At 41.1% G+C, this 18,347-nt stretch carries 16 protein-coding genes; 9 read left to right on the top strand and 7 right to left on the bottom strand.

The annotated features are described in order from the left end of the window. The first annotated feature begins 39 nt into the window (after positions 1-39). The gene (locus DXA54_RS02055) at positions 40-1,254 is read left to right on the top strand and encodes a sensor histidine kinase (protein ID WP_004301009.1); all 1,215 of its coding nucleotides are present in this window, start codon (positions 40-42) and stop codon (positions 1,252-1,254) included. Beyond that, entirely contained in the window at positions 1,251-1,979 is a 729-nt protein-coding gene (locus tag DXA54_RS02050; protein ID WP_120078883.1) for a LytR/AlgR family response regulator transcription factor, read from the top strand. The genes DXA54_RS02055 and DXA54_RS02050 overlap by 4 nt, the downstream gene beginning before the upstream one ends. Before the next feature lie 4 nt (positions 1,980-1,983). Here DXA54_RS02050 and DXA54_RS02045 read toward each other — a convergent pair whose 3' ends face one another. The 3 genes from DXA54_RS02045 to DXA54_RS02035 all read right to left on the bottom strand — a co-directional run bounded on the left by DXA54_RS02045 (position 1,984) and on the right by DXA54_RS02035 (position 5,830). After that, on the bottom strand, positions 1,984-3,168 hold the full coding sequence (locus tag DXA54_RS02045) for an aminopeptidase C (RefSeq protein WP_004301007.1): 1,185 nt from the start codon (positions 3,166-3,168) through the stop codon (positions 1,984-1,986). A gap of 134 nt (positions 3,169-3,302) precedes the next feature. Further along, on the bottom strand, positions 3,303-4,508 hold the full coding sequence (locus DXA54_RS02040; RefSeq protein WP_004307127.1) for a hypothetical protein: 1,206 nt from the start codon (positions 4,506-4,508) through the stop codon (positions 3,303-3,305). Beyond that, on the bottom strand, positions 4,505-5,830 hold the full coding sequence (locus DXA54_RS02035) for a DUF4270 family protein (protein ID WP_004301005.1): 1,326 nt from the start codon (positions 5,828-5,830) through the stop codon (positions 4,505-4,507). The genes DXA54_RS02040 and DXA54_RS02035 overlap by 4 nt, the downstream gene beginning before the upstream one ends. 191 nt (positions 5,831-6,021) lie before the next feature. On the opposite strand from DXA54_RS02035, the gene DXA54_RS02030 reads away from it, so the two are divergent. Beyond that, positions 6,022-7,080, top strand: coding sequence for a Kelch repeat-containing protein (locus DXA54_RS02030; RefSeq protein WP_008651935.1), 1,059 nt, complete (start codon positions 6,022-6,024; stop codon positions 7,078-7,080). Further along, a complete protein-coding gene (locus DXA54_RS02025) occupies positions 7,061-7,390 on the top strand; it encodes a DUF4907 domain-containing protein (protein ID WP_004321609.1) in 330 nt (109 codons plus the stop codon). Before DXA54_RS02030 ends, DXA54_RS02025 begins: the two co-directional genes overlap by 20 nt. Positions 7,391-7,495: 105 nt before the next feature. Here the strand turns inward: DXA54_RS02025 and DXA54_RS02020 are convergent, their stop codons facing one another. Further along, positions 7,496-8,023: a hypothetical protein gene (locus DXA54_RS02020; protein ID WP_004307123.1), complete on the bottom strand. Its 528-nt coding sequence runs from the start codon at positions 8,021-8,023 to the stop codon at positions 7,496-7,498. Positions 8,024-8,249: 226 nt separating this feature from the next. Here DXA54_RS02020 and DXA54_RS02015 point away from each other — a divergent pair, with 226 nt between their 5' ends. Continuing rightward, positions 8,250-9,095 (top strand): patatin family protein, encoded by an 846-nt coding sequence (locus DXA54_RS02015; protein WP_120078882.1) that lies wholly within the window; start codon positions 8,250-8,252, stop codon positions 9,093-9,095. Here DXA54_RS02015 and DXA54_RS02010 read toward each other — a convergent pair. Further along, positions 9,087-10,109: a helix-turn-helix transcriptional regulator gene (locus DXA54_RS02010; protein ID WP_120078881.1), complete on the bottom strand. Its 1,023-nt coding sequence runs from the start codon at positions 10,107-10,109 to the stop codon at positions 9,087-9,089. The genes DXA54_RS02015 and DXA54_RS02010 overlap by 9 nt on opposite strands. 255 nt (positions 10,110-10,364) lie before the next feature. Between DXA54_RS02010 and DXA54_RS02005 the strand changes: the two genes are divergently transcribed. The 4 genes from DXA54_RS02005 (at position 10,365) to DXA54_RS01990 (ending at position 16,326) form a co-directional block, all read left to right on the top strand. Then, entirely contained in the window at positions 10,365-12,716 is a 2,352-nt protein-coding gene (locus DXA54_RS02005) for a family 43 glycosylhydrolase (protein WP_243647627.1), read from the top strand. Further along, the gene (locus DXA54_RS02000; protein ID WP_120078880.1) at positions 12,673-13,311 is read left to right on the top strand and encodes a carbohydrate-binding protein; all 639 of its coding nucleotides are present in this window, start codon (positions 12,673-12,675) and stop codon (positions 13,309-13,311) included. Before DXA54_RS02005 ends, DXA54_RS02000 begins: the two co-directional genes overlap by 44 nt. 220 nt (positions 13,312-13,531) lie before the next feature. Then, entirely contained in the window at positions 13,532-14,305 is a 774-nt protein-coding gene (locus DXA54_RS01995; protein WP_120078879.1) for a class I SAM-dependent methyltransferase, read from the top strand. Between the two features lie 140 nt (positions 14,306-14,445). Continuing rightward, complete coding sequence (locus DXA54_RS01990) at positions 14,446-16,326, top strand: GH32 C-terminal domain-containing protein (protein ID WP_120078878.1); 1,881 nt, start codon at positions 14,446-14,448, stop codon at positions 16,324-16,326. A gap of 75 nt (positions 16,327-16,401) precedes the next feature. On the opposite strand, the gene DXA54_RS01985 is transcribed toward DXA54_RS01990, so the two are convergent. Beyond that, positions 16,402-17,274, bottom strand: coding sequence for an aldose 1-epimerase family protein (locus DXA54_RS01985; RefSeq protein WP_120078877.1), 873 nt, complete (start codon positions 17,272-17,274; stop codon positions 16,402-16,404). A 28-nt stretch (positions 17,275-17,302) separates the two neighbouring features. Further along, the gene (locus DXA54_RS01980) at positions 17,303-18,175 is read right to left on the bottom strand and encodes a Bro-N domain-containing protein (protein WP_120078876.1); all 873 of its coding nucleotides are present in this window, start codon (positions 18,173-18,175) and stop codon (positions 17,303-17,305) included. Between the last annotated feature and the right edge of the window lie 172 nt (positions 18,176-18,347).

The following is an 18,347-nucleotide window of genomic DNA, read 5'->3' as shown; positions in this document are numbered from 1 at the left end:
CGGTTTTATCTTTGTTTCGATAATCAGAAGCAATGAGGCATGAAAAGACTGCGTAAACAACACGTGCTAGAGCAGAGTATTTACGGAGCTATCTGGATCGTAATATTTCTTCTTCCGCTGATAGGCGGATACTTTGCCATGAGTGGAGGACTTGAACGGGAGGAAACCCGTATGGTGATCCGCGAATCATGGTTGAGTATCCTTCCTTTTTTTGTGCTTTTCCTGTTGAATAATTATGGGCTGGTTCCCTATTTTCTTTTTAAGAAAAGGTACTGGCAATATACTGTTTCGTTGATTTTTGTAATAGGAATGATTTGTTGGCTTTCTCCGTTTCCTTCTGCCAATCATTTCCCCAAAGATTTCAAGCGAGGAGAGTTGCCTCTTCGTATGAAGGAGAACCGGAGGGACCAGATTATTAAGACGAGAGAAAAGGCGAGGGAGGAAGGGGATGTGCATTGGCATGAATCCAATCCCGAACAACGTCCTAGGGGAATGGGAGATCCAAATGGTCCCGGAAGATTTCCAAAACCGACTCCTTTTCCTTATCCTCCTTTTGTGCTCCGCTATCTTATTCATTTCATCATTGCCTTTTTGATGGTAGGGTTCAATATCGCCATCAAACTTTTCTTTAAATCTTTCCGTGATGAAGAAATGCTGAAGGAACTGGAACATCAACGTTTGCAGTCGGAACTGCAGTATTTGAAATATCAGATTAATCCTCATTTCTTCATGAATACGCTCAATAATATTCATGCGTTGGTGGATATTGATACGGGGAAAGCGAAAAGTACGATTGTGGAACTTTCTAAACTGATGCGTTATGTGCTTTATGAAGCGAGTAATAAAACGATTTTGCTTTCACGTGAGGTTCAGTTTCTTAAAAATTACATTGCCCTGATGAGTTTGCGCTATACCAACAAAGTATCTATTCAGATGGATTTTCCGGCCGAAGTGCCCGAAGTGCAGATTCCTCCTTTGCTTTTTGTCTCTTTTGTGGAAAATGCTTTTAAGCATGGAGTCAGTTATCGGAGCGAGTCTTTTATTCATGTCTTGATGCAGTTGGATGAGGGCAACCGGCTTTCATTCCGTTGTTCCAACAGCAATAATGGTTCGGCTGACGAACAGCATCATGGCATCGGACTCGAGAATATCCGTAAGCGGTTGAGGCTTTTATTTGGCAATGATTATACGCTTTCCATTACCGAAGAGGAACATAAATTTGATGTCTTACTTATTATACCTTTATTAGAATGAAATGTATAGCAATAGATGATGAGCCGTTAGCATTGACGCAGTTGTCGGATTATATATCCCAGGTACCTTTTTTGTCTTTGGTAAAGTCATGCCAGGATGCGTTCGAGGCAATGAAGATATTGTCCGAAGAGGAGGTTGATTTGATCTTTGTGGATATTAATATGCCCGATTTGAACGGATTGGATTTCATACGTTCTTTGGTGAACCGTCCGTTGGTGATTTTCACTACTGCTTATTCTGAATATGCGGTAGAGGGTTTCAAACTGGATGCCATAGATTATCTGCTGAAACCGTTTGAGTTCCAGGATTTATTGAAAGCGGCGGATAAAGCCCGCAGGCAATTTGAATATCGTTTGTTGGAACAACAGGGTGAAATAGGAAATGCTTCGCAGATAAAAGGAGATTCATTATTCGTGAAGAGCGATTACAGAGTGGTTCGCATCGATGTGAAGAATATCCGCTATATTGAGGGGATGAGTGAGTATGTGCGTATCTTTGTGGAAGGAGAGGACAAGCCTGTAATAACGCTTGCCAGCCTCCAGAAAATGGAAGAACGGCTTCCCACGCATTTCATGCGGGTCCACCGTTCTTATATTGTCAATCTTCGCAAGATTACCGAAGTTTCCCGTCTTCGCATTATCTTTGATAAGAATACTTATATTCCTGTCGGTGATAATTATAAGGAGAAATTTACGGAATACATTGGGAAATTAAGCCTTTCTTAAATAATTATTTAATTCCCAGTTTTTTGGCAATTTCTTTAGGAAGTGCATCTTTATGCACCAGGATATTCATTGTCTTGTAGGCAACGAATGCTTTGGAAGCATACCAGATACCATCATATTTGCCTGATTTACCCCAAGAGTTTTTCACCATGAAGTATTCTTTTCCGTTCTGGTCTTTAGCGATGCCGTAGATTACCATTCCGTGGTCGTCTGTTGTTTCCCAGTTGTCAAAAGCAACTTGACGCATTTCCTGGGTAATATCCTTTTCAGGGAAAGGTTTGGTGAATAGTTCTCTGCGTTTGTCGGCGGCAGTCAATCCTGTCCAACGGGCCATGTCTGAACCGGACAGTTCAGATTCTTTGGCTGCATCTGGCATTACGGCGATACCGTCACGTGAGAATCCTTGTTCGCTGACATCGCTACCCCATGCAAAGGTATAGCCTTTCTTTACAGCATTGTCCATAACAGCCATCAGTTCTTCGATAGGCAGGTTGTAAGACAGACCATTACGCCAGTTATCCTGAATTTCGATGGCGAATTGAGAATAGAACGGATGGTGTGTATAAGAAGTCAGTGATACATAGTCGTTATAGTTCAATCCCAGTGATTCGGCAAAAGTCTTCGGAGTATATTCTTTGCCTTTGTAGGTGAACTTCTCCGGACATGCTCCTAGGTAAGTGTCATAAATGGCACTTAGTCCGTTTTTCCATACCGGAGTCAGTTTGCTTAATTTACCTTTTGCAATCGCATTGATATAACCGGAAGCAACAGCATCCAGCTCATTATGTACCGGCAGCGTATCACCATACATAATACCCGGCATCACTTCTTGCGGAACGATACCATAATTCTTGATGCAATACATTACATCATAAAAACTTCCACCCGGAGAGAAAGAACTGTCACCGTGATAACGTACATAGTTTACTCCGCGATCCTGCATCGTTTTGTGTACAACAAACATTTCAGACAGGTCGTATTCACCTTTACCTAAACGAAGTAGTTCTGATTCAACAAATCCGAGAGTTGAGAAACTCCAGCAAGTACTCGAACGATTTTGGTTCTTGATAGAAGTTATCGGATTTTCTTTCACTGTCGTGAAAACAAAACCTTCTTCAGGTTTTGCATCTTGTGCCATAACACTTAGGCTGAACAGGCCTAAAGCAGCAATAAGGATTGTCTTTTTCATTCCTATGAAATTAATATTAAATTGTTTTGGCTACAAATATAGGAAAGTTTCACCACAGAGTAACACAGAGTTTCACAAAGTTTTCTCTTTTTTCAAATGGACAGCTATCTTAATGACTTCCGTTTAATGACATTTTATTGTATCTTGGCGCGGTAAGTTCGCTCGGAGAAAGTAATATTCAGGAACAGGGAAAGGCTGTTTTCTTTTTGCATACCGTTAGGAATTTTCATCTGGCCTTTATATTTCAATCCGATAGAAAGGACGTTGTTATTGCGCAATCCGAAGTTAAGTCCGGTACTGACGTAATATTCGGTTGCCTTTTTCTTTTGAATGACGATATAGGAATTATTAATACCTGTTCCCAATAGGATGCTGACCGGATTACGATAGACATTGCCCAATGTATATCTTCCACCGACTGATAACCGGTGTTGATTCTCAAAACTGACATTGGATTGGGAAGATTGCATCCGGCTCCAGTCCACATATTTGTAGTCGATGGTTGCCATCCAACGTAGAGTGTTGTAGGAAGCTCCGAGCCCAAAGAATTGAGGAAGACATTGGCGATAGCGTTTCAGGCTTTTTTCAATATCATCTCCTCCCGAACTGCTACTAACGTATAAGTTATTATCCTGCTTAAAATCCTGCGAGTAACCATATACGGCACCGGCAACGAAAGAACGTTCGCGGTCTATAGCCCATTTATACTGTACACCGAAATCCGCATAAAAAGTATGTTTGTAGGAGCTGGTTTCTTCTGTGGCAGTACCTTGCGTCTCCGTTTGTGTGATGGTCCCCGTCACATAAGAAAGATTGGTGCCGACAGAAAATCTTTTTCCGAAAAGGTAAGCCGTGCTGATACCCATCTTGGAAAGTCCTCCTTCACCCTGAAAGAGAGAAGAGATAGTACCTCCATTGGTGCCTGCCACTTCTTCATCCAGCGTGATGGCATATCCCACACTGCTGACGGGAGCCATGAAAATTGCTCCATACCAGCGTGGCATAATCCGGCAGCCGATACTTAGGTTATTCAGATTTCCGGTGACGGAACGGTTACTTGCTCCTCGTTGTGAATAAATCTGGTATGCTCCCATGATACCGGCATCGATCTGGAAGCGTTGTTCGGTCAACTCTGTGAGTGAAGCCGGATTGGCATTGTTAAGGAAATTATTTCCTCGCAATGCAATGCCTGTGCCGCCCAGTCCGGCATATTGCCCGCCTTCCCCGGTAGAAAGTTCTCCCAGTCCGAACATGGAAGTAGGGGAGTTCGTTGTATTTTGTGCAATAACTATAGAGACAGGAGTATAGAATGCCAGAAGGCAAAACAAAATCTTTTTCATTGTTGATAAGTTTTGTAAAGTATGATAAGTTTGGTATTCTTTTTATTGGCGGTATGTTCTCCGTCGCCGAAAATAACGCCTTGAAGTGTGGTATAGAACAAGTTGTCCGGAAGAAATAATTGTAGTTTCTGACGATCATATCCGGTAGTTCCCAGGTTTGTTTGCAGGAAAGAGGTGATGTCAAAAGAGTAATAAGTCTCCTCATAAGACATCTCGTCGACTACTAGATTTCCGCTTTGTACGGAACTCCCGGTGAGGTCGGTGATTACACTTTGCGTCACATTTTCATTGTTGGCGGTGTAGAGAGCCAGGCTTTTGGGCAACGGGTACATGCCGTCATAAGTTCCTTTTACCGGATATAACTGTAACGTTGCGCTCTCGATAGTCACAAGCTCTCCTTTTTCGCAGAGATTATTTAAATGTGGGAAGTCGATGGTGACATACATACCTGTCATTCCCTGCAGGTAGACCTGATGCTCGCTTTTTCCGGAAGAGTATTCATTGCCGTCCCCACTTTGCAGGTTGGCTATCGGGATGTTTGAGCGGTCTTGCTCTATTTTGTTGTAAGTCAGTGTGTTGCTTGTATTGAAAACCAGTGTTTTTTCGTTCAGTGTTTCCGTAATCTGGTGATAGTAGACCGTGATGCACATACTGGAGTCGTTGACTTGAAATCCGCTGATACAAGCGTCATTTGCATCGGGTATAAAAGCAATTCCCTTGAAATAATCATGGAAGAAATCCTGGGATTGCACCCATCGGCCATCATTCAGCATCAAGTTGAACCATTCTTCTCCCCATGCATCCGGCAATCGTATTTCCAGTTCTTCGCTCGGTGAGCCCGGAGTAGGACGAAAGTCGAAAGATGCCAGTGGAGTTTCGTTGTAATAGGCAGTAGTAGTGTTGTATAGGTACCCTCTATCGTCCAGTTCTATATTCTTTGTCAGTTCATGCAGATGAATGCGTTGGGTTTTTAGTGTATCTCCCAGGTAATTGCCCGAAGAATACAGGCGTATGGTGATCGAGTCGAACTCATATTGGATGTTTTCATCAAAAGAATAGGAAGGTACTTCATACTCTGCGTAAAAAGAGGCGGTAATTTTCCCCCATAAGTTGTCGTCACGGTATCCTATCTGGCAAACCGTATCTCCCGAAGTGGCTATGGAGTCGCTTAATACTGTACTAAGTAATACCGTACAAGTATCCATCTGTTCGTTGAGGAATGAACTTTGTACCCATTTCGCTCCTATGGACGATGAATCGTCTACACAAGCGAAAAAAGAAAGAGATATAAAGAATGAAAAAAGTAGTATGATTGACTTCATGTAGTAAAATGAAATTGGTTTTGTACCGGCAAAAGAAGAGGTTTTAAACAGTCCTCCAAAAAACTATCGACTAAATCTCTGTATTTGTCGACCTGAATTTTGTTGGTAGATAGAATGTCTTTATTTGTCGATAGTTTTTTTATGCGTGCCCGTTGCCGCCTACATTTGCGGTTGTAATCAACGACATATTTATGAATACGAAAATGAATAAATTACTTTGCATGATGGTGGTGCTGCTTTCATTGGCGGCATGTACGGATGATACTGAATATACGGCAGGTGTGTGGTATCGCCGTTCTGATTTTGATGGTGTGGCGCGTACGGACGCAGCTGGTTTTACGATTGGTAACATAGGGTACCTCTGCACCGGATACCGGGGGAGTACCAAAGACCGTTTGAAAGATTGTTGGGCGTATGACATTGAGGCTAATTCGTGGACACAGTGTACATCAATGCCCGATGCAGCTCCAGCCCGGAATGCAGCTACAGGTTTTGCAGTAGGTACCAAAGGATATATTGCTACCGGTTACGATGCGACAAAAAAGGATTATCTGAATGATTGCTGGCAGTATGATCCTGCCACGAATTCCTGGAAGGAGATGGCTTCTATTCCGGATGGAACTGATGGAACTAATATCTATGGTAAACGGTATTATGCGCTTTCTTTCGGCATTGGTCAGTATGGGTATCTGGGTACAGGTTACAACGATAATTATCAAAAGGATTTCTGGAAGTTCGACCCGTCGGTGGGAGATAAAGGAGAATGGACAGCCATGAGTGGATTTGGCGGACAGAAGAGAATGGGCGGTATGGCCTTCGTCATAGATGATATAGCTTATATCTGCGGCGGTGAAAATAACGGTTCGGATGTGACGGATTTCTGGTGTTTTAATCCGGCAACGGGTACTTGGAAAGAATTGCGCGAACTTTACGATAAGAGTGATGATGATTATGACGACGATTACACTTCTATCGTCCGTTCTTATGCTTGTGCTTTCGTGATCGACGGTAAAGGATACATTGCTGCGGGGCAGACTGCTGGTGGTAGTTATCGTTCCAATTATTGGATTTACGACCCTCTGACAGACCTCTGGGATGGGGAAGATTTGACAGATTTCGAAGGAAGTACACGCTCGAAAGCCGTATGCTTTTCTACTGGAAAACGGGGAATTATAGCTACGGGAGGAGCTTCTACTTATTATTACGATGATACTTGGGAGTTGAAGCCTTATGAATATGAAGAGAAATAAAAAAATAATAGGTATTAGTTGCTTTGTCTTGCTGCTTTTAGTGGGAATCATATATGGGTATATGCATTCGATAAACATATATCGGCTGGAAGTAACCCAGATTGAAGGTAGTGGATACGGTTATAAGATTTATGAGAGAGAGCGTTTGATAATCGTTCAGCCTTTTATCCCGGTTGTATCCGGGAAAAGGCCTTTTCAATCGGTGCAAGATGCCCAATGTATCGGAAATTTAGTGCTGGAACGAATTAAAGCCGGAAATGAATTTGCCATATCAAAGGCTGACCTGGATAACTTGGGAGTAGTGTATTAATGCCACCATGTTGGCACAGTCATGCCACCTCATTGGCACGATAGTGTCAACATGGTGGCACTGTTGTGCCAATACGATGGCACAAACTAAAGCATTAAGTACAGATTATTTCTTCTCTTCTTCTTTGGGTGCAACTACATAATCTTCTTTGATAAACTCATCATACACCCGCTTGGGATGATCGAATGGTGCGGTTCCATTCTTCTGCTCATTGAAGTTTTCCCGGCGGAATTGTTTCAGTTTCAAATTATCTTCTGCATACTCCCTCAATTTCTTATGCTCATTTCCATAAAGCGAACTTTCAGTTACGTCAGAATTGAGCAGGTTTTCTTTAGGAGTGATAGTAGGTAGGAGCACTTGTTCCAACAGACCACGATAGGCACCGTTATATTCGCACCATACGATATCGTTGGCTACAAATATACGATAGGAGTACTTAGACCAGGCAGTTTTGATTTCAATAGATGTAGCATAAATTTCAATGGTAGCTTCTGAACCATACGCTTGGTCACGGATCACAACGGTCGTCCGACCGCTAAGTTCTTCCTTCACGGAAGTTTGCCACTTATCAGAGTGTAAGATCTCTTCGATAATTTCCGGCAAATTTTCTTTAATCTCAAACTGTATTCTCATGGTGCTTGCCTGCGGGCAGGACTTTTTAATTTTTTTCCTCCTTAAACAATTAAGTTAGCCTAAAGTTACATAGATTGAAGCAAAAAAACAAGATTTTGTTGAAATATTTACTATTTTTGCTGAATGAACTACCTTTTCCGTTTGTTTTTGTTATAAATATGCATGAATAGTAAATACAGAGAGAGCATGTATAAAAGAGAATGGAAATTAGAAGATAGGAGAAAAAATGAAGAACTTACAGATAGATGGATCTACCGGTTTAGTGTTGGAAGGCGGGGGAATGCGTGGAGTATTCACCTGCGGCGTACTTGATTATTTTATGGATCATGATATCCGGTTTCCCTATGTGATAGGAGTGTCTGCCGGTGCGTGCAACGGATTGTCGTATGCATCACGGCAACGGGGACGTGCCAAGTACAGCAATATCGACTTGTTGGAGAAGTACAATTATATCGGTCTGAAATATTTGCTCAAAAAGCGTAATATTTTGGATTTCGATCTATTGTTCAATGAGTTCCCCGAACACATTCTTCCTTATGATTATGAAACATATTTTGCTTCACCGGAACGTTTCGTGATGGTGACTACTAATTGCATCACGGGAGAAGCCAATTATTTCGAAGAGAAAAAAGACAGGCGCAGGGTGATCGATATTGTCCGTGCATCCAGCAGTCTCCCTTTTGTGTGTCCTATCACTTATGTGGATGAGATTCCTATGCTTGATGGGGGAATCGTAGATTCCATACCTCTGCAAAGAGCTATTGCGGATGGCTGTACGAGAAATGTCGTGATACTTACCCGTAACCGGGGATATCGGAAAGATTCGAAAGATATTCGTATCCCTTCGTTTGTATACCGGAAATATCCGAAGTTGCGTGAAGCGTTAAGTTGCCGGTGTGCTGTTTATAATGAACAGCTGGAAATGGTGGAACGCATGGAGGATGAGGGAAAGATTGTCGTTATCCGTCCTTTGAAACCTGTAGCTGTAGACCGTATAGAGAAAGATGTGCAAAAGCTGACAGAGTTTTATAAGGAAGGGTACGAATGTGCGAAAGCTTTATTTTCATTTTGACTTTGTATATTGCTTGGCAGCCTTTTCCAATTTCCGACTCATTAATTCTACCAATGTCTTGGGATAAAGAATTTCTATTCCGTCGACATATCCGAAGAATACCCGTTCTAACTCATGGTTGATTACGACTTCAATTTCCAGTATGACGCTTCCGTCGGGTAGCCTTTCCACCAGTTGTTGACTGCGATGTATAGGCTTGGTTATGATGTAAGGTGCTTCGGCTGCCGCTACTTTGAAACCAACTTTCTCTGCTATGCTTCCGGAGTTTTTGGTGACACCTACCAAGTCGTCGAAGAACGTATTCGGATCGAAGAATGTATTTTTGATATAGTGTTCTTGTGGCAGAACTTCCAATGATTGTATTCTGTCCAAAGCTAAATTTTGCAATATTCGTCCGTTTCCTCTGACTCCATAAACGAACCACCGGTTGCGATATTCTTTTAATAGATAAGGATAAAAAATAAAGCTGTTGGCGGAACGTGCCTTGAACGAACGATATTTGAGCTGTATCGGATGCTCGTTTACAATCGCGTGATAGATCGTATCCAGATAATCCAGTCCTTTCAATGATTCATTCTTTTCAAAGTCAATGACAGGAGTGGTTTTCATCCGGGCAGAAGCGACATGGTCTTCCAGGCGGTTGATAATATCGCTCATTTCCGTGAAATAGGAGAAACCCTTAAATTGCCGTAACACTTCCACTGCTTCCGACATCGTTTTCAGGTCTTGTTCATTCAGCGGGGTTTGTGTAATGCTGTATTCCGGATCTTCGTATTTATAGTATTTATTTTCGTACACCACAATCGGAGCGTTATAACCCAGCTTCTCGCTACGCATCATCTGTATATCCATTTGTACCGTACGTTTGCTTATGCCTTTATCAATGCCTTCGTATTCATAAAGAGCATCCGAGCAAGCATCTACCAAATCTTCCAACGTCCAGCGTCGATAAGGATTACGCAGACAGTTATCAATTGTTTTATAACGGATTAAGGCATTTCTATTTGCTGGCATAAGTAGAAGAATAAAGATTTGCTTCAAAAGTAGAAAAATAAATTCAGGAAAACAAAGAGGTTACAGGTCTTTATTTCCATAATATTTTCCTAATTAGGTATCTATTTCTACTACTTTATCTTTTTTTTCCTCGATTAATTCGATTTTAAGTCATTATTAATTCACTTTTGTGGAATTTATTAAGGGGTGCCTCTTTACTTTGCTGAAAATAGTTTTAAGGACTTAATGGTATAACATGAAAAACAAAGAAATAACATGGTAAAAAGGTTGAATTGGTTATTGGTCTATTTATTGTTTTCAATAGGGATAATGGCACAGTCCGGCGGCAGGAAACAGTACAATTCTTACAAAGGATTGGTTATGGCTGGTTATCAGGGGTGGTTCAACACCCCTGGTGACGGTTCCGGCCGTGGATGGCATCATTACAATGGTCGTGAAGGATTTCGTCCGGGATCGTGTTCCGTAGATCTTTGGCCGGAGGTATCGGAGTATAAGAAGCTCTATAAAACGGATTTTACTTTTGCGGATGGTAAGCCTGCATCCGTCTTTTCTTCTTATGACGAGTCGACTGTCAATGTTCATTTCAGATGGATGAAAGAGTATGGACTGGATGGAGTGTTCATGCAGCGTTTTATCGCAGAAATCCGGAATGAAAGCGGATTGAAGCATTTTAATAAAGTATTGAACTCGGCAATGAAAGCTGCTAATAAATATGAACGGGCTATTTGTGTGATGTATGACTTGAGCGGGATGCAGCCTGGAGAAGAAAAACTGTTGCTCAAAGACATTGCGGAAATTGCGCAACGCCATTCTTTAAAAAATCATGCGAAAAACCCTTCTTATCTGTATCACAATGGCAAACCGCTGGTGACAGTATGGGGTGTGGGATTTAATGATAATCGCCGTTATGGATTGAAAGAAGCTGCACATATTATCGACGGCTTAAAATCACAGGGATTTAGTGTGATGCTTGGAGTACCTACTCAATGGCGGGAGCTGAAAGGGGATACGGAATCAGATCCCAGGTTGCATGAGCTTATCAGAAAATGCGATATTGTGATGCCTTGGTTCGTGGGACGTTACAATGAAACCACTTATCCGAAATATCAGAAGTTGGTGGAAGAAGATATCCAGTGGGCGAAAAAGAATCAGGTTGATTATGTACCGTTGGTTTTTCCGGGTTTCTCCTGGGGGAATATGAAAGGTAAAGATCATAATTCATTTATCCCCCGCAATAAAGGCTCTTTTCTTTGGAAACAGATGATGGGAGCTATCCGGGCGGGTGCCGAAATGATTTATGTAGCTATGTTTGACGAAATTGATGAGGGGACGGCTATCTTTAAATGTGCAAAGGAAGTTCCGACAGGAAAAAGTACATTCGTTCCTATCGAGGAAGGAGTAGAAAGTGACCATTATCTGAAACTGGTTGGTGAAGCCGCTAAGGTTCTGCGCAAAGAAAAGGCGATAGCTTTTAATACCAGCCTGAATCCGGCAACTCCGAATCCTTTCATCCGGCATATGTACACAGCAGACCCTTCGGCTCATGTTTGGGAAGACGGACGTTTGTACGTATATGCTTCCCATGATATAGCACCTCCGCGAGGTTGTGATTTGATGGATCGTTATCATGTGTTTTCAACCGATGATATGGTGACATGGACGGGTCATGGAGAGATATTAAGCTCCGATCAGGTGCCATGGGGACGCAAAGAAGGAGGATTTATGTGGGCTCCGGATTGTGCTTATAAAAACGGCACTTACTATTTTTATTTTCCTCATAAGATTGACGCTAATACGTGGCGCATCTTTGTAGCAACCAGTAAGGAGCCTGCGGCAAAGTTTAGGGTGAAAGGAGTGATTGACGGTATTCCTTCTACGATTGATCCTTGTGTATTTGTAGACGATGACGGACAACCTTATATTTATACCAGCGGTGCCGGCAAAGGCTGTTGGGGTGCTAAATTGCGCAAGGATGACTGGACTAAACTGGATGGAGTAATGAGTCCTTTGAGTGGTTTTACTGATTTTCATGAGGCACCTTGGGTACATAAGTACAAAGGCAACTATTATTTGAGCCATTCGGATAATCATGCGGGTAGTCAGGGAGGTAACCGGATGCAGTATTCTATGTCGAACAATCCTTTGGGACCATTCACTCCATGCGGCGCATATATGTATCCTCATGGTGAAGAAACGGCTCATGGCTCTATTGTAGAGTATAAAGGTCGGTGGTATTCTTTTTATCATACGGCTAATTATTCGGGAAAAGGAGCATTGCGTTCGGTTTGTGTCGATCCGATCGAGTATGATCAGAATAATAAATTGAAGATGGTACAAAACTGGGGGAGTCCCCGTAGTGGTCGGGCTGTAGAAGTGAGGATGACGCCATCTGTAGTAATACAGGCTGAAAACTACAATACAGGCGGTGAACATTATGGATACCATAAAAATCCGTTGGAGAGAGGAATGCAACAGGAAACGCAAAACGGAATCACTTATCTTAAAGGTATGAAATCGGGAGAGTGGGTGCGTTATTCAATCAACGTCAAAGAGGCTGGACGTTATGGTATTACTTGCAGAATGTTTCAGAAGCGTTCGGGGGGGTAAATTCCGTATTGCTGTGAATGGAGTTTATAAGACTGGTGAAATAGTATTAAGCGGTTCTGCCGGAGTATGGAATGAGACTTTAGTGTATCCAATAGAGTTGGAAACAGGCGAACAATATATTGATTTTCGTATAAAGAGTGGGGATATTGATATCGATTGGATTAAGTTTGGGGCAGGACACAGTCAAGTGCCCGGTATCATTCAGGCGGAAGATTTTGATGACGGACAATATAGCTTTAAGAATGCTTCATCCGGCAACTTTAAGTCTTACCGGAGCGATCAGGGAGTAGTGATTAGTGCAAGTAATAATATTGTTCATATAAGTAATACTTCCGGTGGCGATTGGATTCAATATACATTTAATGTTCAGGAGAAGGTTTCTACAGTCAAGGTTCGTGCAGCAGCGGAGAAGGATGGAAAGTTTGCCCTTTCTTTTGATGGAGGAGCACAGTTGAATCCTGTGGCCACAACTACGGGAAATTGGACTACTTACAATGATTTTACAGTATCGAACCTGCAATTATCAGCCGGTACACATACAATGAAGATTCACATACTTAGTCCGATGAATATTGATTGGTTTGAATTTCGGTAGACTATATCAACAATATTCCATATCAGGCTTCTATTAGAATTGAAGATCATTAAAATGAAGGTTTTAAAAGATAATCATAGTTGGCTTACAGATATTTGCTAAATTTGCGAACGACCAGTAACTTTTAGGGCTGATTGAGGAGTTACTGGTCATTTGAGGCCGGATGCAAAGGATATTGGTTTCGAGTAGAGTGATAATAAAAAGAGATTGGAGGACATGAATGAATAGTAATTATCAAGTTGGCGATTTAATTTATGATGCAAATATTTATGATGGGATGAATACCGATCTGGCTGATTTGCATTTTTATAAGCGGTGGCTACCCAAAAGTAAGGATGCCCGAATACTTGAACTTTGCTGTGGAACAGGCAGGCTTACTCTTCCAATTGCAAAGGATGGATATAATATTAGTGGCGTTGATTATACGTCTTCAATGCTCGACCAAGCGAAGATCAAGGCTTCTGAAGCAGGATTAGAAATAAGGTTTATTGAGGCAGATATTAGAACTTTAAATTTGCAGGACAAATACGATCTTGTCTTTATTCCATTTAATTCAATCCATCATTTATATAAGAATGAAGATTTGTTTAGGGCATTTAATGTCGTTAAAAATCATCTCAAAGAAGGAGGTTTATTTCTGTTAGATTGCTTTAATCCGAATATTCAATATATAGTTGAAGGTGAAAAAGAACCGAAGGAAATAGCTGCATATACCACTGACGATGGTAGAGAGGTATTGATAAAGCAGACCATGCGATATGAAAGTAAAACTCAGATAAATCGTATAGAATGGCATTATTTTATCAATGGTGAATTCAATTCTATTCAGAACTTGGATATGAGAATGTTTTTTCCTCAAGAATTAGATTCATATTTGGAATGGAGTGGTTTTGATATTATGCATAAGTATGGAGGATTTGAAGAAGAAGTATTTAATGATAATTCGGGAAAACAAGTATTTGTCTGTCAGTACAAATCCGATTGTCCGTATTGAGGTAGAACATGAATAGATAGATGTATCAAAATTGATACCTCTTGAAACAAAGTTTATAGACGAAGGTGAAGATATCCCCTATCTTTGCCTTCGTCTATTTTTAGATTAAAGATTGTATAAACTAGGAATACTTTGTTGCCATGAAAACAACCCCCTGGATGAAACTATGTAAAGGTGTAGCACTTGCATTAACAGTCTCTTATGGACTGACTCATTGCCATACAACTAAAAGCAAATTGACCTTGGAACAGCAAGGTGATAGCTTGACTGTCATCCATATCACCAATCCGACTAATTATATATTGCTTCCTATAGAAGAGGAAGCATCGGAAAGTCAGGTTTTCTTCCATACAGGAGAAGCTGCCGGTACCGATATGGATATTCGTTTGGCACAGGATCAAGTGGATTATTTTGTTCCCTTTGCTTTGCCTGCCGGAACGAGCAATGTAACCGTACGTGTCCGTAATAAATCAAAAGACGCACTTTGTTGGAAAGAAATCAAATTATCTGATACATTTGATACTACCAATACAGAAAAGTTTCGTCCTGTTTATCATCATACTCCCCTTTATGGCTGGATGAATGATGCTAACGGGTTGGTGTATAAAGATGGAGAATATCATTTGTATTTTCAATATAACCCTTATGGTTCCAAATGGGGAAATATGCATTGGGGACATTCTGTCAGTAAAGACCTGATGCATTGGGAACATCTGGAACCAGCTATTGCCCGTGACACATTGGGACATATCTTTTCGGGCAGCTCGATTGTCGATCAGGAGAATGTAGCCGGTTACGGAGCAGGGAGTATTCTGGCTTTTTATACTTCTGCCAGTGACAAAAACGGGCAGATACAATGTCTTGCTTTTAGCAAGGATAACGGGCGGACATTTACTAAATATGAGAAGAACCCCATTCTGCGTTCTTCTGACGGTTTGAAAGACTTCCGTGATCCGAAAGTTTTCCGGTATGAACCGGAAGATAAATGGGTTATGATTGTTTCTGCCGATAAAGAAATGCGTTTCTATGATTCTAAGAATCTGAAGGACTGGAACTATATGAGCAGCTTCGGAGAAGGATACGGAGTGCAGCCTTGTCAGTTTGAATGTCCGGACATGGTAGAACTTTCGGTAGATGGGGATACGAACCGTAAGAAATGGGCGTTGATAGTAAATGTAAATCCGGGATGTTATTTCGGGGGGAGTGCTACCCAGTACTTCACAGGAGATTTCGATGGAACGAAGTTTATTTGTGACAATCAGCCAAATGTCACGAAATGGTTGGATTGGGGCAAAGATCACTATGCCACCGTTTGTTTCTCGAATACTGGTGATCGTGTGATTGCTGTGCCTTGGATGAGTAACTGGCAATATTGTAATATTGTTCCGACAAAGCAATTTCGTAGTGCTAACGCTTTGCCGCGTGAGTTAAGTCTTTATACACAAGACGGTGAAATTTATCTTTCAGCAGCTCCGATACTGGAGATAAAGACTCTGCGAAAAGAAAAGAAAGAGATTCCGGCATTTACGGTTGCCAATGATTATCATATTGATTCTTTATTGGCTGATAATGATGGTGCTTATGAACTGGCATTGGAAATTACCGCCGGGGAAGCGGAGATTATGGGATTCAGCCTCTTTAATGATAAAGGGGAAAAGGTGGATATCTACTTCAATCTTCCGGAAAAGAGATTGGTTATGGACCGGACGAAAAGTGGTATCGTGGATTTCGGAAAGAAGAGTGTACCTCATGAAATAGAGGTTCACGACCGCAGAAAGACGACTTCCATCAATTATATAGATGATTTTGCGTTAGCTACCTGGGCGCCAATAAGAAAAGAAAAGAAATATGCTTTGGATATTTTTGTCGACAAATGTTCTGTAGAAATATTCCTGAATGGGGGAAAGATAGCAATGACCAATCTCATATTCCCATCAGAACCATACAACCGTATGTGCTTTTATAGTAAAGGAGGTACATTTAATGTCGATTCATTTAATGTATATCGATTAGGTTTATAAGTTAGGTTTTGTAGATTAGAATTAGGTATTGGTAGCTGTCAGATGTGAGATCCGGCAGCTACTTTCATTCATCAATTATTCATCAATTTCAATTATATATCCCCCTTGGAAGATCTCTCCCGGTTGCAGCTGTTGCATCCAGTCCTTATCTTTATATTCACCAGTATAATGTGCGCGGTCGCAACGTCCGTACCAAGGTTCGATGCAGACAAAAGGAGCATTTTTTGCAGGTGGAGACCAAAGACCAACTACCGGAGCATTAAAATGTAAACTTAGATAAGCCTGTTTCTCTTTATTATATAAGGTAACTTTACGAACCTGTTCATTTTCCAGTATCAAAGCATCTTTATCAAAAGTATGTATGTCCAGTGGTAACAGTCCATCTGTCAGCTCTAAGGAGTATTCTGTAGAAAGATCAGCACATCCTTTTTCTGAAATGAGAATATATTTCAAACCGTCTTTTGGGTCAAATCCGAAGAATCCTCTTTCCAAACAGTTTGCATCAAACTCCGGCCAGTAGAAAGCGGGATGTGCTCCAATTTGAAAATACATTTCTTTATCACCGGTATTTGTCACTTCCCACATAACCTCAATTTGTTTTCCCTGAATACGATAACCTATTTCCAGACAGAATGGAAACGGATATTTCTGCAAAGTCTCTTCATTACTGACAAGACGGTAGCGCACTTCATCCTCTTTTTCAGCAACAAGCGTAAATTCCATGTCACGGGCAAAACCATGTTGAGTAAGCGTGTAGGGAACCCCTTCATTTCGATACTCATTTTCCCATACGCTCCCGACAATTGGGAATAGGACAGGAGAGTGACGTTTCCAAAAAGCAGGATCGGCTTGCCACAGATATTCTTTTCCATTGGCGACGATACTGCAGAGTTCAGCTCCGTGAGGAGATACTTGAATCGTAAGTTGTTTGTTGGAGATTGTTTTCATATCGTTGATTTATTGGATTATTTTAGAGTCAATCTTTAAGTTCATTTTCCGATCCTTCTTTCGATTTGTCTTCAGATTTACCTTTCAGTAGGATACCACTTTGGGCATTAAGAGGAGAGATTACTCTCTTTCCTGTTTTAGCTTCTAGTTCCAGTCGGGCATTACGGGCTACTTCTCCTCCTTGTTGAGCAATATCTATGTGGTCACTGAATGTTTCCGGATCGCTGGTTTCAGATATTTCTTTAGTTGAAAGTTCGGCAAGCATATTTAATACCAATTCTTTATTGGTCATGTTATCCCGTAAGTTCTCTTTTTTCAATCCTTTAAATTGTTTGTACTCTTTAGATGTCATATCTGACCATGTCTGATAAATAATATCTGTGAGTGTAGCGAATTGAACGCCTTCCTGCAATCCATGTTTCTTCCACTCATCAGTCAAGTCTTTACGGATTTCTATTGATTTCAGACATTGGTTAATCCAGCTATCAGAGTATCCCATACGTTTATAATCCATTAAAGCCTGGTCAATTGATAATTCGGGGTCTTGTATTTGGTTTAGCCGTTCGCTGGCAACTTTAGCCATCCATAGTTTGAAAGGTTCTGCCTTAGGAGAAGGAATAGATTGGATAAGGCGGAGAAGCTGTTCGGTATCGGCAACATCGGTAAGGCGCATTTTACCATCAACTGCCTGCATTTTCAACTGGTGACAATTTGTCACCGTTTCATTTCCCTCTTCTTTAAGTCTCTGTTTTAGTTTATTCCAATATTTACGTCCATCGGTACTTTCGGTTAAGATGCTAACCACATCTACTATTGAAAAATACCACTTCTCTTGTTCATCATCCCATACCGTACGTACTCTTCTTTCTTCAAAGAGTTTTAAAGCTTGTTGCTTAGTCATGAATCTTATTTTTAGAGTTTATTATTTAATGAAGAGTCGTTCTTTCTTTGGGCTTATATCACTATACAAAGGTAGCGTTTTCTGCGATTATAAAAGAATATGAATCCAAGAATTCCCGTAATGAAAGAAAACATGTATAAAACCCTATAAAATAGCGTTCTATGCAACAAAT

This window comes from Bacteroides sp. OF03-11BH (assembly GCF_003604005.1).
In the GTDB taxonomy this organism is placed as follows: Bacteria; Bacteroidota; Bacteroidia; order Bacteroidales; family Bacteroidaceae; genus Bacteroides; species Bacteroides ovatus.
This window is presented reverse-complemented; position numbering and strand designations above follow the sequence as displayed.

What these genes read in the sequence shown, in the direction of transcription:
- DXA54_RS02055 (WP_004301009.1), top strand. Translation starts at nt 40, where the DNA reads ATGAAAAGACTGCGTAAACAACACGTGCTAGAGCAGAGTATTTACGGA.
- DXA54_RS02050 (WP_120078883.1), top strand. Translation starts at nt 1,251, where the DNA reads ATGAAATGTATAGCAATAGATGATGAGCCGTTAGCATTGACGCAGTTG.
- DXA54_RS02045 (WP_004301007.1), bottom strand. Translation starts at nt 3,168, where the DNA reads ATGAAAAAGACAATCCTTATTGCTGCTTTAGGCCTGTTCAGCCTAAGT.
- DXA54_RS02040 (WP_004307127.1), bottom strand. Translation starts at nt 4,508, where the DNA reads ATGAAAAAGATTTTGTTTTGCCTTCTGGCATTCTATACTCCTGTCTCT.
- DXA54_RS02035 (WP_004301005.1), bottom strand. Translation starts at nt 5,830, where the DNA reads ATGAAGTCAATCATACTACTTTTTTCATTCTTTATATCTCTTTCTTTT.
- DXA54_RS02030 (WP_008651935.1), top strand. Translation starts at nt 6,022, where the DNA reads ATGAATACGAAAATGAATAAATTACTTTGCATGATGGTGGTGCTGCTT.
- DXA54_RS02025 (WP_004321609.1), top strand. Translation starts at nt 7,061, where the DNA reads ATGAATATGAAGAGAAATAAAAAAATAATAGGTATTAGTTGCTTTGTC.
- DXA54_RS02020 (WP_004307123.1), bottom strand. Translation starts at nt 8,023, where the DNA reads ATGAGAATACAGTTTGAGATTAAAGAAAATTTGCCGGAAATTATCGAA.
- DXA54_RS02015 (WP_120078882.1), top strand. Translation starts at nt 8,250, where the DNA reads ATGAAGAACTTACAGATAGATGGATCTACCGGTTTAGTGTTGGAAGGC.
- DXA54_RS02010 (WP_120078881.1), bottom strand. Translation starts at nt 10,109, where the DNA reads ATGCCAGCAAATAGAAATGCCTTAATCCGTTATAAAACAATTGATAAC.
- DXA54_RS02005 (WP_243647627.1), top strand. Translation starts at nt 10,365, where the DNA reads ATGGTAAAAAGGTTGAATTGGTTATTGGTCTATTTATTGTTTTCAATA.
- DXA54_RS02000 (WP_120078880.1), top strand. Translation starts at nt 12,673, where the DNA reads ATGGTATTACTTGCAGAATGTTTCAGAAGCGTTCGGGGGGGTAAATTC.
- DXA54_RS01995 (WP_120078879.1), top strand. Translation starts at nt 13,532, where the DNA reads ATGAATAGTAATTATCAAGTTGGCGATTTAATTTATGATGCAAATATT.
- DXA54_RS01990 (WP_120078878.1), top strand. Translation starts at nt 14,446, where the DNA reads ATGAAAACAACCCCCTGGATGAAACTATGTAAAGGTGTAGCACTTGCA.
- DXA54_RS01985 (WP_120078877.1), bottom strand. Translation starts at nt 17,274, where the DNA reads ATGAAAACAATCTCCAACAAACAACTTACGATTCAAGTATCTCCTCAC.
- DXA54_RS01980 (WP_120078876.1), bottom strand. Translation starts at nt 18,175, where the DNA reads ATGACTAAGCAACAAGCTTTAAAACTCTTTGAAGAAAGAAGAGTACGT.